Source organism: Cupriavidus sp. 10L43_2 (assembly GCF_056395265.1).
On sequence record NZ_JBFTJE010000003.1, the window covers coordinates 327,343 to 341,564 of the forward strand.

At 65.2% G+C, this 14,222-nt stretch carries 15 protein-coding genes; 2 read left to right on the forward strand and 13 right to left on the reverse strand.

From position 1 onward, the window contains the following. Positions 1-96: 96 nt before the first annotated feature. From AC1DEL_RS06290 to rfbB, 5 genes are all read right to left on the reverse strand, one after another. Positions 97-1,173, reverse strand: coding sequence for a glycosyltransferase family 4 protein (locus AC1DEL_RS06290; protein ID WP_477109962.1), 1,077 nt, complete (start codon positions 1,171-1,173; stop codon positions 97-99). Between the two features lie 125 nt (positions 1,174-1,298). Beyond that, positions 1,299-1,862, reverse strand: coding sequence for a dTDP-4-dehydrorhamnose 3,5-epimerase (gene rfbC, locus AC1DEL_RS06295; RefSeq protein WP_441645161.1), 564 nt, complete (start codon positions 1,860-1,862; stop codon positions 1,299-1,301). Then, positions 1,859-2,737, reverse strand: coding sequence for a glucose-1-phosphate thymidylyltransferase RfbA (gene rfbA / locus AC1DEL_RS06300; RefSeq protein ID WP_441645160.1), 879 nt, complete (start codon positions 2,735-2,737; stop codon positions 1,859-1,861). The genes rfbC and rfbA overlap by 4 nt, the downstream gene beginning before the upstream one ends. A gap of 8 nt (positions 2,738-2,745) precedes the next feature. Then, positions 2,746-3,663: a dTDP-4-dehydrorhamnose reductase gene (rfbD, locus tag AC1DEL_RS06305; RefSeq protein WP_477125445.1), complete on the reverse strand. Its 918-nt coding sequence runs from the start codon at positions 3,661-3,663 to the stop codon at positions 2,746-2,748. Continuing rightward, on the reverse strand, positions 3,653-4,717 hold the full coding sequence (rfbB, locus tag AC1DEL_RS06310; RefSeq protein ID WP_477125444.1) for a dTDP-glucose 4,6-dehydratase: 1,065 nt from the start codon (positions 4,715-4,717) through the stop codon (positions 3,653-3,655). The genes rfbD and rfbB overlap by 11 nt, the downstream gene beginning before the upstream one ends. A gap of 232 nt (positions 4,718-4,949) precedes the next feature. Here rfbB and AC1DEL_RS06315 point away from each other — a divergent pair, with 232 nt between their 5' ends. Then, positions 4,950-5,798 (forward strand): symmetrical bis(5'-nucleosyl)-tetraphosphatase, encoded by an 849-nt coding sequence (locus tag AC1DEL_RS06315; protein ID WP_477109793.1) that lies wholly within the window; start codon positions 4,950-4,952, stop codon positions 5,796-5,798. Between the two features lie 37 nt (positions 5,799-5,835). Here the strand turns inward: AC1DEL_RS06315 and AC1DEL_RS06320 are convergent, their stop codons facing one another. The 7 genes from AC1DEL_RS06320 to AC1DEL_RS06350 all read right to left on the reverse strand — a co-directional run bounded on the left by AC1DEL_RS06320 (position 5,836) and on the right by AC1DEL_RS06350 (position 11,371). After that, positions 5,836-6,651 carry a lysophospholipid acyltransferase family protein gene (locus AC1DEL_RS06320; protein ID WP_441645156.1) on the reverse strand — a complete coding sequence of 272 codons (816 nt, stop codon included), beginning with the start codon at positions 6,649-6,651 and terminating at the stop codon, positions 5,836-5,838. Between the two features lie 45 nt (positions 6,652-6,696). After that, positions 6,697-7,971 (reverse strand): dihydroorotase, encoded by a 1,275-nt coding sequence (locus AC1DEL_RS06325; RefSeq protein WP_092290637.1) that lies wholly within the window; start codon positions 7,969-7,971, stop codon positions 6,697-6,699. A gap of 40 nt (positions 7,972-8,011) precedes the next feature. Beyond that, the gene (locus tag AC1DEL_RS06330) at positions 8,012-8,983 is read right to left on the reverse strand and encodes an aspartate carbamoyltransferase catalytic subunit (protein WP_477125443.1); all 972 of its coding nucleotides are present in this window, start codon (positions 8,981-8,983) and stop codon (positions 8,012-8,014) included. A gap of 64 nt (positions 8,984-9,047) precedes the next feature. Beyond that, the gene (pyrR, locus tag AC1DEL_RS06335) at positions 9,048-9,572 is read right to left on the reverse strand and encodes a bifunctional pyr operon transcriptional regulator/uracil phosphoribosyltransferase PyrR (RefSeq protein ID WP_092290641.1); all 525 of its coding nucleotides are present in this window, start codon (positions 9,570-9,572) and stop codon (positions 9,048-9,050) included. After that, positions 9,569-10,006: a Holliday junction resolvase RuvX gene (gene ruvX / locus AC1DEL_RS06340; RefSeq protein ID WP_092290643.1), complete on the reverse strand. Its 438-nt coding sequence runs from the start codon at positions 10,004-10,006 to the stop codon at positions 9,569-9,571. The genes pyrR and ruvX overlap by 4 nt, the downstream gene beginning before the upstream one ends. After that, positions 9,999-10,571 (reverse strand): YqgE/AlgH family protein, encoded by a 573-nt coding sequence (locus AC1DEL_RS06345; protein WP_092290645.1) that lies wholly within the window; start codon positions 10,569-10,571, stop codon positions 9,999-10,001. The genes ruvX and AC1DEL_RS06345 overlap by 8 nt, the downstream gene beginning before the upstream one ends. A 92-nt stretch (positions 10,572-10,663) precedes the next feature. Continuing rightward, on the reverse strand, positions 10,664-11,371 hold the full coding sequence (locus AC1DEL_RS06350; RefSeq protein WP_477125442.1) for a pseudouridine synthase: 708 nt from the start codon (positions 11,369-11,371) through the stop codon (positions 10,664-10,666). A gap of 63 nt (positions 11,372-11,434) precedes the next feature. On the opposite strand from AC1DEL_RS06350, the gene AC1DEL_RS06355 reads away from it, so the two are divergent. Continuing rightward, positions 11,435-13,015 carry a cryptochrome/photolyase family protein gene (locus AC1DEL_RS06355; protein ID WP_477125441.1) on the forward strand — a complete coding sequence of 527 codons (1,581 nt, stop codon included), beginning with the start codon at positions 11,435-11,437 and terminating at the stop codon, positions 13,013-13,015. 14 nt (positions 13,016-13,029) lie between these two features. Here AC1DEL_RS06355 and AC1DEL_RS06360 read toward each other — a convergent pair whose 3' ends face one another. Further along, a complete protein-coding gene (locus tag AC1DEL_RS06360) occupies positions 13,030-14,220 on the reverse strand; it encodes a heme biosynthesis HemY N-terminal domain-containing protein (protein WP_477125440.1) in 1,191 nt (396 codons plus the stop codon). Between the last annotated feature and the right edge of the window lie 2 nt (positions 14,221-14,222).

Consider the following 14,222-nt stretch of genomic DNA (forward strand, 5'->3'; position numbering starts at 1 on the left):
CATGAAACTTTAACATAAAGGCCGTGCAGATAAATTCACTTCATGCATGAAGCGAATTTATCTGCACTCGTCGTGCCCGTTGTGCCGCCCGTGCCGCTAGACTAGGGCGCGAATGACCTTCCGATAGTGCGCGATGACATAACGCTCGTCGAAGCTCGATGCCATCTTGGCCCGCCCGGCGTTGCCCATGCGGCGCCAGGCATCAAGGTCCCGTTGCTGCATCTCTTCCATCTTGGCCTCCAAATCCGCGGCATCGCGTGCGCGGCAGAGCAGGCCTGTCTCGCCATGATCCACGACATCCTTGCAACCAGGCACCGCCGTGGCAATCACTGGGCGGCCCATTGCGGCCGCCTCGAGCAGGGCCCGGGGAATCCCCTCCCGGTACGACGGCAACACCACGCAGTGCGCTGCGCCGATCACGGGTCGGATATCGCGCGCGACGCCAAGATACTCGATCACCCCCTCCGCTACCCAGGCATCGACCTGCCGCTGGGCGATCGCGCTCGGGTTCTCTCCCCCGGGCGGACCCACCAGCAGGAAGCGCATGTGCGCATGGCGCGCCCTCAATGCACGCGCCGCCTCCACGTACTCGCCGATGCCCTTGTCCCATAGCATCCGGGCGATCAACAGAAATCGAAACTGGTCCGGCGCCGGCTCGTCCGGCTGCGCCGGCGGCGCGAAAAAGTCCAGGTCGATGCCCTCGCCCGGTAAAACCGTGCACTTCCTGCCGTCCACCAGCCCAGCGGACTCGAACGCCATGCGGTCTTCCTGGTTCAGGAACCACACCTGCCCCGAAAACCGAAGTGCAAGGCGGTAAAGCAGCTTGCTCAACACGGAAACGATCCCGCGGTTGATGAACACATAGCCCAGCCCGGTAGTTACCGCGATTGAACGGATGCCGGCCAGCCGCGCCGCCATAGAGCCGTAGATGTTCGGCTTGATGGTGTAATGAAAAATCAACGCCGGTCGCACCCGCCGATACAGCGCCAGCAGTGCCCCTACGAGGCGGAGGTCCTGGATCGGGTTGCGTCCCTGGGCCGACATCGCCATCGGATGGAACCGGCAGCCCATGGCGAGCAGCGCAGGGACCTCGCTATCTTCCGGCGCCACCACATGCACTTCGTAGCCGTCACGGATCAGGTCTTCCAGCAGACCGTGCCGGAAGCGGACCATCGACCACGCCGTGTTGGCGCAGAAGAGAAGGACGCGGCGGCCCGACAGCGCATGGCTCTCGTCCCTCACGAGTGCGTCATGGCAATCACCATGCTGTCGCAGGCACTCTTCTGTCACGGTTTCCCTCAGAACGGATTCTCGGCATCCCGCAGCGGCGGCGCGGCCGCATCGCGGGCATGCAGGATCGGGGCTTCCGTGGCCGGCCAGTCGATGCCAACGTCGGCATCGTTCCAGGCAATCGCGACCTCGAACTGAGGATCGTAGTAATCCGTCATCTTGTAATGCACGTCGGCATAATCCGACATCACCATGAAACCATGTGCGAAGCCCTCGGGCACCCAGAGTTGGAGGAAATTGTCCGCGGACAGGATCACTCCCACCCACTGCCGGAACGTAGGCGATTCGCGGCGCAGGTCCACGGCCACGTCGAACACCTCCCCGGCAGTCACCCGTACCAGCTTGCCCTGCGGCCTGCGCGTCTGATAGTGCAGGCCCCGCAATACGTGCCTGAAGGAGCGCGTCACGTTGTCCTGCACGAACTCTCGCCGGATGCCTGTCACCTGCTCGAACACCTTCGCGTTGAAACTTTCCATGAAATGTCCGCGCGCGTCTCGGCGCACCCGCGGCGCCACGATCAGGACATCCGGAATCGAGGTTGGCGTGGCCAGGAGGGCCGGTTGCTCACTCATCGGGATTTTTCCGAGATCAGGCCGTGGAGATATGCGCCGTAAGAGTTCTTCGACAGGGCATTTGCCATCTGCTCGACGGCCTCGGCGCCAATCCACTTGTTGCGGAACGCGATCTCCTCCGGACACGCAACCATGAGCCCCTGCCGCTTCTGCACCGTGGCGATGAAGCTGGCGGCCTCGAGCAGCGAATCATACGTGCCGGTATCGAGCCACGCGTAGCCCCGGCCTAGCACTTCAACTTCGAGCTGCGACAACTCCAGATATCGCTTGTTGATATCGGTGATTTCCAGTTCACCGCGGGGCGACGGACGGATTTCGGCGGCAATATCGCAGACTTGGTTGTCATAGAAGTACAACCCGGTCACGGCATAATTTGAGCGCGGGCGGACAGGCTTCTCTTCCAGCGACAACGCGCGAAACTGGTCATCGAACTCGACCACGCCGTAGCGCTCCGGATCGTGGACGTGATAGGCGAACACGGTCGCACCGCGCTCCCGAGCGGTCACGTCCTTGAGTTGCCGGATCAGCGCGTGGCCGTGGAAAATGTTGTCGCCGAGAATCAGCGTCGAAGGATTATTGCCAACGAAGTCACGGCCGATCAGGAACGCTTGCGCAAGCCCATCCGGCGACGATTGCACCGCATACTGCAGGCTCAGGCCCCATTTGCTGCCATCGCCCAACATCTCTGCAAAGCGCGGCGTATCTTCGGGCGTCGAGATTATCAGGATGTCCCGGATCCCCGCCAGCATCAGCGTGGAAAGCGGGTAGTAGATCATCGGCTTGTCGAAGACGGGCAGCAACTGCTTCGACACCGACAACGTAATCGGGTAGAGCCGCGTGCCGGAGCCGCCGGCCAGAATTATGCCTTTGCGCATGGTCCAGTTCAGGAAAGTATCTGATCGATCAGGTAGTGCACGCCGTGCCGCCACTCCGGAAGATGAATGTCAAACGTCTCACACAACTTATCGGTGTTTAACCGGCTGTTGGCCGGGCGCCGCGCCCGCTGCGGCCAGGCCGAGGTTGGAATTGCGGCAATGTCTTCGGGCTTCAGCCGCAACGCCGCGCCCCGCGCCAGCGCATAGCGGACCACTTCTCTGGCATAGCCGTGCCACGACGTCTCGCCGGCGGCCGCCAGGTGCCACACGCCACCGTGCGCGGCCTCAGCCCCGCGCTGCCCCCAAAGCCTCGCCACGACATGCGCGGTCGCATCCGCCACGAGCGCTGCCGTGGTCGGTGCGCCGAAACAGTCGGCAATGACTTCCATCCGATCCCGCTCGGCTGCCGCTTTCAAGATGCTCCGGGCGAAATTTTTGCCATGCGCACCCGCCACCCACGAGGTCCGCAGCACGATAGCTCTTGCGCCGGACTCGGCGACGGCCTGTTCGCCGGCTAGCTTGCTGCGGCCATAGACGGACAAGGGATTCGGCGCATCCGATTCGACATAGGGCCGGTCGGCGGCGCCATCGAAGACGTAGTCGGTAGAGTAATGCACGAACAGGCTGCCGAGCGCCTTCGCTTGTATCGCCAGTACGCCCGGGGCCGCGGCGTTCACGGCGAAGGCTCGCGTCTCGTCCGTCTCGGCATCGTCGACCGCCGTATAGGCTGCGGCGTTCACGATCACGTCCGGACGCACCGTGCGGACAAGCGCCTGCAGCGCATCGGCATCGGCCAGATCGCAGGCGGCACGATCCACCGCTATCACATGGCCAAGTACCGCCATACTTCGGCGCAACTCGAAACCGACCTGCCCGTTGCTTCCCGTTACAAGAACCACGCGAGCACGATGTGCCTTACGTGGCATATTGCATCGCCACCCACGATCGGTACTCGCCCGACATCACGTCCTGCGCCCAGTCCTGATTGTCGAGATACCACTGTACGGTCTTTCGCAATCCGCTTTCGAAGGTCTCCGCAGGTTTCCAGCCGAGCTCCCGCTCCAGTTTGCGCGCGTCGATCGCATAACGTCGGTCATGGCCTGGCCGGTCTTTCACGAACGCAATCTGATCGCGATAGGAACCGCTCGCTCGCGGCTTCAGTTCGTCGAGCAAGTCGCAAATCGTATGGACGACTTGGAGATTGGTTTTTTCGTTCCAGCCGCCGACGTTATAAGTGTCGCCAAGTCGGCCCCGCGTCAGCACCTCGCGGATTGCGGAGCAATGGTCGCGCACGTAGAGCCAGTCGCGGACATTCTGACCATCGCCATATACTGGGAGAACCTTCCCCGCCAGTGCATTGGCGATAATCAGCGGAATCAGCTTCTCCGGAAAATGGTAAGGGCCGTAATTATTCGAACAATTGGTGGTCAACACCGGCAGGCCGTACGTATGGTGATACGCGCGCACCAGATGGTCCGACGCGGCCTTGGAGGCCGAATAAGGACTATTCGGCGCATAGGCTGTGGATTCGGAGAACTGGGGATCACCGGGGCCGAGCGAGCCGAAGACTTCGTCCGTGGAGACATGCAGGAAGCGGAACCCCGCCCGCGCCTCTACATCGAGCCGGGACCAGTAAGTCCGCACCGCTTCGAGCAGGGTAAATGTGCCGACGATATTCGTCTGGACAAAATCGGCCGGCCCGTGAATGGAGCGATCCACATGGCTTTCCGCAGCAAAATGCAAGACCGCGCGCGGACGATACTCGGCCAGCAGCGCATCGAGTGCTGCCCGGTCGCAGATGTCCGTGCGGGAAAAAATATGGCGGGAATCGTCTGCCAGCACAGCGAGGGACTTAAGATTGCCGGCGTAGGTCAGCTTATCGACGTTGACAACACTGTCTGCGGCAGGCTCACTGAGCCAATCGAGGACAAAATTGGCGCCGATAAACCCTGCTCCGCCCGTAATCATTATGTGCGACAAAACCTTGCTCCTGCCTATCGATATGTTGCGAGTGTCCGGCAACAGCCGGGGCACCGCCTCATCCCTTTCAGGATGGCGGATTGCTTAGTCCTTGTGGAGGTGACGGTATTCTATCTGAGCAACTCCTGCCGCTCTGGCCCAATCCTCAACTTTTTGTAGCCTCTTGTAACCTTCGGCGAAAACGATTACGCGGAAATGCGAGCACTTCTTAATTTCCGGACAACCTGCAAAGATGCCCAAACTCCCCAACCCAACGCCGGTCCCGTTCGCCATTGGCGATCCGCAGGGCTGTGCTCAGTCCCTAGCGCCGCTTCTCGCTCAACTTCCGGGGGAGGCCCCCCTTCGCTTCGCCGGCGACCTCGTCAATCGCGGCCCGGCTTCGCTACAAACCCTTCGCATGGTCAAGGACATGGCGCCGCGTGCTCGGACCGTGCTGGGCAACCACGACATCCATCTGCTTGCCGTCGCTGCCGGGGTGCGCAAGAAGAGCAAATCGGACACCTTGGACGACATCCTCGCCGCCCCCGATTGTGATGACTTACTCACATGGCTGCGCCATCAGCCGCTAGCGATCCTGGAGAATGACTTCCTGATCGTCCACGCCGGCGTGCTGCCGCAATGGACCGCGACGCAGGTCGTCGATCTCGCGCGCGAAGTGGAAGCGGAATTGCAAGGCCCCAACTGGGAAGACTTCCTTGGCAACGTCTTCGGCAACGCCGCGGACCGCTGGCAAGACGACCTGACCGGCATCCACCGCCACCGCGTGGTCGTGAACGCCCTCACCCGCCTCCGCTTCTGTTCCGCGGACGGGGTCATGGATCTCAAAACCAAGGAAGGTCCGGGCGGCGCGCCAAACGGCGTCATGCCCTGGTTCGATGTGCCCGGCCGCCGTACCGCCGATGTCACCGTGGTCTGCGGACACTGGTCCACGCTCGGACTGATGACGCGGCCCAACCTCATGGCGCTCGATACCGGTTGTGTCTGGGGTGGCAAGCTGACGGCCGCCCGACTCGCATCCGATCCGGCGGACCGGACCATCGTCCAGGTCGATTGCCCGCAGTATTCTGATCCGCTCGCCTGAGTCCGTCAGCCCCGCGCCAGCGGGGAAGCCGTGAACCTCAGTTCATGGCAGCGGACACCGGCGCCAGTGCCGGCGCGGGCTGGTGAAGCCGGTCGGCCACGGCGATGGCAGCCTCCGGCGTCCCCTGTGCGAGGTGAACAACCACTTCCCGCGCCGACTCCGCCAATTCCCGCCGACTCGCCGACTGCGCCATCAGCTGCGGCCCAAGCGTCAGCCGCGCCTTGATCGGCGGCGACCGCAATATCATGTCGAGCGAGTCCAGCAGCGACAAATCGCCGATATAGGCCGGCGCCGCCGTCGGTTCGCCGGTGGCTGCGTCCAGATACCGCAGCCCCACCGGTTGCACCGGCAGCCCGCCCGCCACTGGGGCCTGCATCAGATTGGCATGGAACGGCAGCACCTCCGTCCCATCCGTCGTCGTCCCCTCCGGGAACACGCACACCAAGTCACCGTCGCGCATCACCTCGGTGATGTGATGGAGCACCCGGTGCGCGTCCCTTTTGCGTCCACGCTCGATGAAGATCGTGCCGGTCTTCTCGCATAGCCAGCCGACGAGTGGCCAGCTACGGATCTCGGACTTCGCCACGAAGCGTGCGGGATGCCAGCTATGGATCACATAGATGTCGAGCCAGGAGATGTGATTCGCAACCATCATCGCGCCACGCGGCGCGGGCTGGCCGGGCGCCAAACCCTGCACCTCCACTTCCACGCCACACAGCTTCAGCAGCTTGCGCGACCAGTTGCGGATCAGCCGCTCGCGCATCGCCACACTCGCCCACGGGAACACCGTGGCGCAGATCAGCATGCCGCGCAGCATCAGCAGGATGAGGCGCGTCTTGCGTAACCAGATCATCGTAAGGGCTCTCGGATGATATTGATCGACTAAGATCCGTGCTGATCAGCGCGCTTCGTGCACGATCTGGCCACCGACCAGCGTCATGCGCACGCGCCCTTCCATCTCGTAGCCGAGCCACGGCGAGTTCTTGCCCTGGCTCTTCAGCGCGCTACGCTCCACCTTCCACACCTGTTTCGGGTCGAACACGCAGACGTCTGCCGCGCTGCCGGTGGCCAGCGTGCCGGCACCGAGGCCAATCACGCGGGCCGGCTCACTGGTGATGCGCGCCAGCGCCTTCACCAGCGGCACCTTGTGCTCGTTGGCCCAGCGCAGCGTCAGCGGCAGCAGCAGTTCCAGGCCGGTGGCGCCGGGTGAGGCCTCGTCGAACGGCAGCAGCTTCTCGTCATCGTCCACTGGGGTATGGTCCGAGCACAGCGCGTCGATGGTGCCATCGGCCAGCGCGGCGATGATGGCATCCCGGTCCCGCGCACTGCGCAGCGGCGGCGAGAAGCGCATCTGGCTATTGAAGAAGCCGATGTCCACGTCCGTCAGCGCCACATGGTGCATGTTCACGTCGCACGACACCCTCAGCCCTTCCTTGCGCGCCTGCCGCACCAGTTCCAGGCCGGCAGCCGACGACAGCCGGCACAGGTGCACGCGCGCGCCCGTGGTGCGCATCAGTTCGAAGATCGTATGCAGGCGCACGGTCTCGGCGATCACCGACACGCCCGAGAGGCCCAGCCGCGACGCCACCGCGCCACTCGCCGCCACCCCGCCGCCGAGGAACGGGTCCTCGGGACGCAGCCACACCGTGTAGCCGAAGGTCTGCGCGTACTGCATCGCGCGCAGCAGCACCTGGGTATTGCGGATCGGCATCTCGGCCTGGCTGAAGCCAACGCAGCCGGCCTCGGTCAACTGGCCCATCTCGGTCAGGATCTCGCCCTTGAGGCCCAGCGTCAGCGCGCCCAGCGGGTAGACGTGGGTCTGGTTGAGCGTGCGGGCGCGGAACTTCAGCATTTCTACGAGGCCCGGCTCGTCCAGCACCGGATCGGTGTCGGGCGGGCAGACCAGGCTGGTCACGCCGCCGGCGGTGGCGGCGGCCACTTCGGATTCCAGCGTCGCCTTGTACTCGTAGCCCGGTTCACGCAGCCGCGCGGAGAGGTCCACCAGCCCCGGGCAGACGATCAGCCCGCGGGCGTCGATGGTCTTGTTGGCGTTGAAATCGGCCGGTGCGCGGCCCACGCCGACGACCTTGCCGGCGGCGATAAACAGGTCTTGCTCGGCGTCGAGGTTCGCGGCCGGGTCGATCAGGCGGCCACCCTGGATGTGAATCTTCATGTTCTGTCGCTTGGCGTTCGGTTGTTCTGGGAGGCGCGTCTTAGTCGTTGTTACCGGCGACGATGCCCATGACGGCCATGCGCACGGCGATGCCGAAGGTCACCTGGTTCAGGATCACCGATTGGGAGCCATCGGCCACGGCGGAGTCGATCTCCACGCCGCGGTTCATCGGTCCCGGGTGCATGACGATGGCATCGGGCTTGGCCAGCGCCAGCCGCTCCGGCGTCATCCCGTACGCCTTGAAGTACTCCTGCGCGGACGGCAGCAGCGCGCCGCTCATCCGCTCGTTCTGCAGACGCAGCATGATCACCACGTCCACGCCCTTCAGGCCCTCTTCCATGTTGTGGAAGACGCGCACGCCCATCTGCTCCAGCCCGGACGGCAGCAGCGTGCGCGGCCCGATCGCGCGCACTTCCGGCACGCCGAGCGTGGTCAGCGCGTGGATGTCCGAGCGCGCCACCCGCGAATGCAGGATGTCGCCGATGATCGCCACCGTCAGGTTGGTGAAATCCTTCTTGAAGTGACGAATTGTGTACATATCCAGCAAACCCTGCGTCGGGTGTGCATGGCGGCCGTCGCCGGCGTTGATCACGTGGACGTGCGGCGCCACGTGCTCGGCGATCAGGTACGGCGCGCCCGAGCTGGCGTGGCGCACGACGAACATGTCGGCGGACATCGCCGAGAGGTTGTTGATCGTGTCCAGCAGCGATTCGCCCTTGCTGGTGGAAGACGCGTTGATGTTCAGGTTCAGCACGTCGGCGGAGAGCCGCTTGGCGGCAATCTCGAACGTGGTGCGCGTGCGTGTGGAGTTCTCGAAGAACAGGTTGAACACGCTCTTGCCGCGCAGCAGCGGCACCTTCTTCACGTCGCGGTCCGAGTCGGAGAGCGAGACGAACTGGCTGGCGGTGTCGAGGATGTGCGTGATCATGTCACGCGACAGCCCCTCGATCGACAACAGGTGCTTCAGCTCGCCATTCTTGGTCAGCTGCGGGTTGCGGAACATCTTGGTCATGGCAGGTCGGGCGCGGGCAGGGTCGGTCTGGGTGGCTTGCGGAGTTAAGGGTCGGGGGCGGCGGTCAGGCACGGGCTTCGGTGGCGAAGGCGAAGCGCGTGGCGGCACCCTCGCCCTGGCGGGACAGCACCAGGGTCTTGTCTTGGGGCAGTTCGATGGTGGCCGCGGCAAAGTCGGCGGCAATCGGCAGGTTGCGCCCGCCGCGGTCGGCCAGCACCACCAGCGCCACACGCCCCGGGCGGCCGTAGTCGAACAATTCGTTCACGGCGGCCCGAATCGTGCGGCCGGTGGCCAGCACGTCGTCAATCAGCAGGATGTTGCGGTCCTGCACGTCGAACGGCAGCGTGGTCGGCTCGGCCTGGCTGTGCAGGCCCTTCTTGGCGTAGTCGTCGCGGTGGAAGGCCACGTTGATCACGCCATGGCTGTCGAGCTTCAGGTCCGCTGCCAGGCGCTCGGCAATCCAGGCGCCGCCGGAGTAGATGCCGGCCACGGACCAGTTGGCGCGCTCGGCCGCCGGCATCAGCGCCTGGGCCTGGTCGCGCAGCGCGTGGTAGAGCGCCTCGGCGTCGGGAGTGGAGGTCTGGGTCATAGCGGAAGCTCGTCGAAATACTGTTGCAGGATGATGCGGGCGGCCTCGGCGTCCAGCGCGCCGCGCTTCGCCCCAGCCATGGCGGCGGCGCGGGAGCTGTAGCGCTCGTCCACGAAGGCCACTGGCAGGTCGAAGCGGCCGTTCAACTGGTTGCCAAAGCGGCGCGCAAGTCGCATGGAGGCTTGTTCGGCATCGTCGGGGCCGGCTTCGGGGTTGACCGGCATGCCCACCACGAACTGCACCGGCGTCCAGTCGCGCACCAGCGCGCTCACGGCCTCGAAGCGGCCTTCCACGGTCACATTGGGAAGAATGGTCAGCGCGCGGGCCTGCCGGGTGATGAAATTACCGAGCGCCACGCCGATTTTTTTCTCGCCATAGTCGAAGGCGAGGACGGTGCCGTCCGGGGGCGTCGCGCGCCCCGCCTGATCAGGCATGCCCCGCCTCGCCCGAGAGCATCGTGAAATCTATGCCCAGCAGGCGCACTGCGGCGGCGAACCGCTCTTCGGGCGGCACGCTGAAAATGATCTCGGGATCGGCCTGGACGGTCAGCCAGCCATTGCGACTCAATTCTTCCTCCAACTGCCCGGCGCCCCAGCCGGCATAGCCCAGCGTGAGCAGGAACCGGTGCGGCCCGCTCCCGTTGGCCACGGCTTCGAGCACGTCCTTGGAGGTGGTCATCTCGAGCCCGCCCGGCACCGCCAGCGACGACACATAGACACCGACCGGATCGTGCAGCACGAAGCCGCGCTCGGTCTGCACCGGGCCGCCGAAGTAGACAGGCTGATGGGCCACAGGCTGGATTTCGAGCTTGAGATCGATCTTGTCGAACAGCGTGGCCATGTCGATGTCGATCGGCCGGTTGATGACCAGGCCGAGCGCGCCGCGTTCGTTGTGCTCGCAAAGGTAGACCACGGAACCCGAAAAAGTCGGGTCGGCCATGCCGGGCATGGCAATCAGGAACTGATTCGTGAGATTGATTGGAGCTTCGGGCGTCGCCATGGCTGCATTTTATCAAATCGCTGCCGGTCGGCCCGAAACTTTCTGCCGGCCTGCGCAGCATCCGTCACCGGAGGGTTCGTCGATGCGGCCCGTCAGTCGGCCGGCTTCAGCGCGGCCAGGTCGTCCGCCGTGAGCCAGCGCCATTCGCCCGGCGCCAGGACCGGGTCGAGCTGCAGGCGGCCGATGGCACTCCGATGCAGCCCGCTCACATGGTTGCCGGCGGCTGCCACCATGCGTTTCACCTGGTGATACTTGCCCTGGATCAGCGTCAGCCGCAGGCTGTGTTCGCCGGTGATCTCGCAGCCTTCGGCGGCGATCGGGGCCGGTTCGTCGTCGAGTTTCACGCCGGTGCGGAGTGCCTCGGCCTGCGCCTCGGTCACGGGCTCGGCCGTGGTTACCTCGTAGAACTTCGGCACCTTGCGCTTGGGCGAGGTCTGGGCGTGGATGAACTGGCCGTCGTCCGTCAGCAACAGCAGGCCCGTGGTGTCGTGGTCGAGCCGGCCCACGGCCTGCACTTCGCGCTGACGCAGCGGCACCGGCAGCAGGTTGTAGACGCTCTCGTGGTGTCGCGGCCGCTGCGAACACTCATAGCCGGCGGGCTTGTGGAGCATCAGGTAGGCCTTGGTGCAGGCCAGCCACGCCTCGCCATCCACGGTCAGTTGCAGGCCATCCACCTCGAAGCGTGCGCCGGGGTCTTCGCATAGCTCGCCGTTGACCTCGACGAGCCCGGCGGCCAAGAGGTCGCCACAATAACGGCGCGTGCCGAAGCCTTGGGATTGCAGAATTCGATCGAGTGTCATGGCCATGGGAATGCTCTGAAATGCGGATGTGATGCCGGGGTATCCATATGTTAGGGTACGACGATGCCAAGATCGTCCCAGCCCCAATCGATGGATGCCGCCGGCCGCGCGCCGTATCGTATCGAACAACGGTTCGAACGCGGCCTGGTCTGGTTCCGGCGCGACTTGCGCGCCGACGACCACGCGGCGCTGCATTATGCCCTTAAGCACTGCCGGCAGGTATGGTGCGTGTTCGTCTTCGACCGCGAGATCCTCGATCCCCTGCTGGAACGAGGGCTCCAGGCCGACCGGCGCGTCGACTTCATCCTGCGCTCGCTGGCTCCGCTGCACGCGGCCCTGAGCCAGTGGGGCGGCGGCCTGATCGTGCGCGATGCCAAGGCCCGCGAGGCGATCCCGCAACTCGCAGCCGCCCTCGAGGCCGAGGCAGTCTTCGCCAACCACGACTACGAACCGTCCGCCAACGCCCTGGATGCCGCCGTGCGCGATGCGCTGGCCGCCGATTCCCGCCTGCTGTTCACCTTCAAGGACCAGGTCATCTTCGAGGCCGACGAGGTCCTGAACGGCCAGGGCGCCCCGTTCGCCGTGTTCACGCCCTACAAGAACGCGTGGCTGCGCACGGTGCAGCCATTCGACCTGAGCCCCTACCCTGTGGATAAGTACCGCCACGCACTGGCGCCGGTACCGGCCCCCTATCGCCGGGACCTGCCCACGCTGGCCGACCTGGGGTTCGCGCCGAGCAACCTGCCCGAGATCGCCATGCCCACCGGCTCGGACGGCGCCCACGCGCTGTTCGACGAATTCCTGGACCGGATCGGCGACTACGGCCACCGCCGCGACTTCCCGGCACTGCGCGGGCCGAGCTACCTGTCCGTGCACCTGCGCTTCGGCACGATCTCGATCCGCACCCTCGCCCGCGCCGCCCACGAGACCGTGCTGCGCGGCGGCGCCGCCAGCGCCGGGGCGGCGGTATGGCTCTCGGAACTGATCTGGCGCGACTTCTACTTCATGATCCTGCATCACCACCCGCGCGTGGCCGAAAGCAAGTCGTTCCACCCCGAGTACGACGGCCTGCGCTGGGTCGCCCCGCAGACCGGCGAGCGCTATTTCCAGGCATGGTGCGAGGCGTCCACCGGCTATCCGCTGGTGGATGCGGCGATGCGCCAGATCCGCCAGAGCGGCTATATGCACAACCGGCTGCGGATGGTGACGGCGAGCTTCCTGGTCAAGGATCTGGGCGTGGACTGGCGGCGCGGCGAGCAGTATTTCGCCGATCAGCTCAACGATTTCGACTTCGCGGCCAACAACGGCGGCTGGCAATGGGCGGCGTCCACAGGCTGCGATGCGCAGCCCTACTTCCGCATCTTCAACCCGGTCACGCAATCGGAAAAGTTCGACCCGAACGGGCAGTTCATCCGCAAGTACCTGCCGGAACTGACGCACTTGCCGGACAAGTACCTCCACGCGCCATGGACCGCGCCAGACGATGTGCTGGCGGCGGCGGGCGTGAAGCTGGGTGAGAATTATCCGAGGCCGATCGTGCAGCACGACGTAGCCCGGCAGGAGACGCTGGCCCGCTATGCGGTGGTGAAGACGCCGAAGGCGAAGGCCGCCGCCCGGGCGAAACTGGCCGAAGACGAGGACTGAGGCGAGCCGTCGGCTCAGGCCGCCAACATCGCACTCTCCCGATAATGCCGTTGGGCATCCTCGGGCCGCTCGGTTTCCTCGAACAGCCGGGCCAGCGCCAGATGCGTGCGCACGCGGAGCCGGCCTTGCGTTTCCGGGTTGGCATACTTCAGCGCGCGCTCGAAGTTCGATTGGGCCTTGCCCCAGAGCTGCTCGCCCAGGCACAGCACGCCCAGCGTGTAGTACAAATCCGCATCGGCCGGATGTTCGGCCAGCCATTTCTCGGCCTGCTGGATCTGCGGCAGGGCCTTCCCCGGCTCGGCGCATTCGGCGTAGCGCTGCACGAGCCGGCTGTCCCAGTTGACCCGGAGCGCTTCCTCGACGATGCGTCGCGCCTCGTTCTGGCGGCCCAGCGCCGAGAAGTAGCGCGCTGCCGGCTCGGCAATCCGCACCGCGTGCCGCTCATCGGGCGACAGCGAGCGCCAGAAGTGGTACAGCCCTTCCGCGTCATGGCGACGCTCGTCGAGCATCGCCTCCACCGCCAGCTGCTTGAGCCGCAGCGCCAGCACCGGGTGCAGCGCGTTGCGCTTCTCCAGCGAGCGCGCCAGCCGCAGCACCTCCGTCCAGTTCTTCAGATGCTGGTGCGCACGCAGCGCAATCCGTTGCACGTGGATCTGCCGCCCGCCCTGCGACTGCAATTGGGCGATGGTTTCCAGCGCGCCCTCGGCGTCACGGGCATCGACTAGCAGTTCGGCCATGGAAACCAACCGCGCCTGAGCGCGCTCGGGGTCCGTGACCTGCGCCATCCAGGCATCGCGGCGGTCCGATTCCTGCATCCGGTGCGCGGCCCGGGCGCCCACGAGGGCGGCGGTCTGCGCCTGTTCCGGCCACGCCTGGGCATCGCGCGCGGCGCGCTCGGCGCGGGCGAAACGTCCGGCAAACAGGTTTTCGATCGACTCGCGTAGCGCGGCCTGCGCCTTGCTCATGCGGCTGCGTTCGCGGTAAGCGGCTGCGCGGCGCGGCATCTCGGAGAGGTGCCGGAACGTGGTCAGGATCGTCCACACCCCGAAGAACAGCAGCAATAGCAGCGCCAGCGTGAGATTCAGGGACATTTCCACCCGGTACGGCGGGTAGAACAGCACCACGTTGCTGTGGTTGAACTGCGTGAACAGCGCCAGCCCGACGGCGCCGGCGAACAGGACCGCTACCCAGAACAGAAGTCGCATGG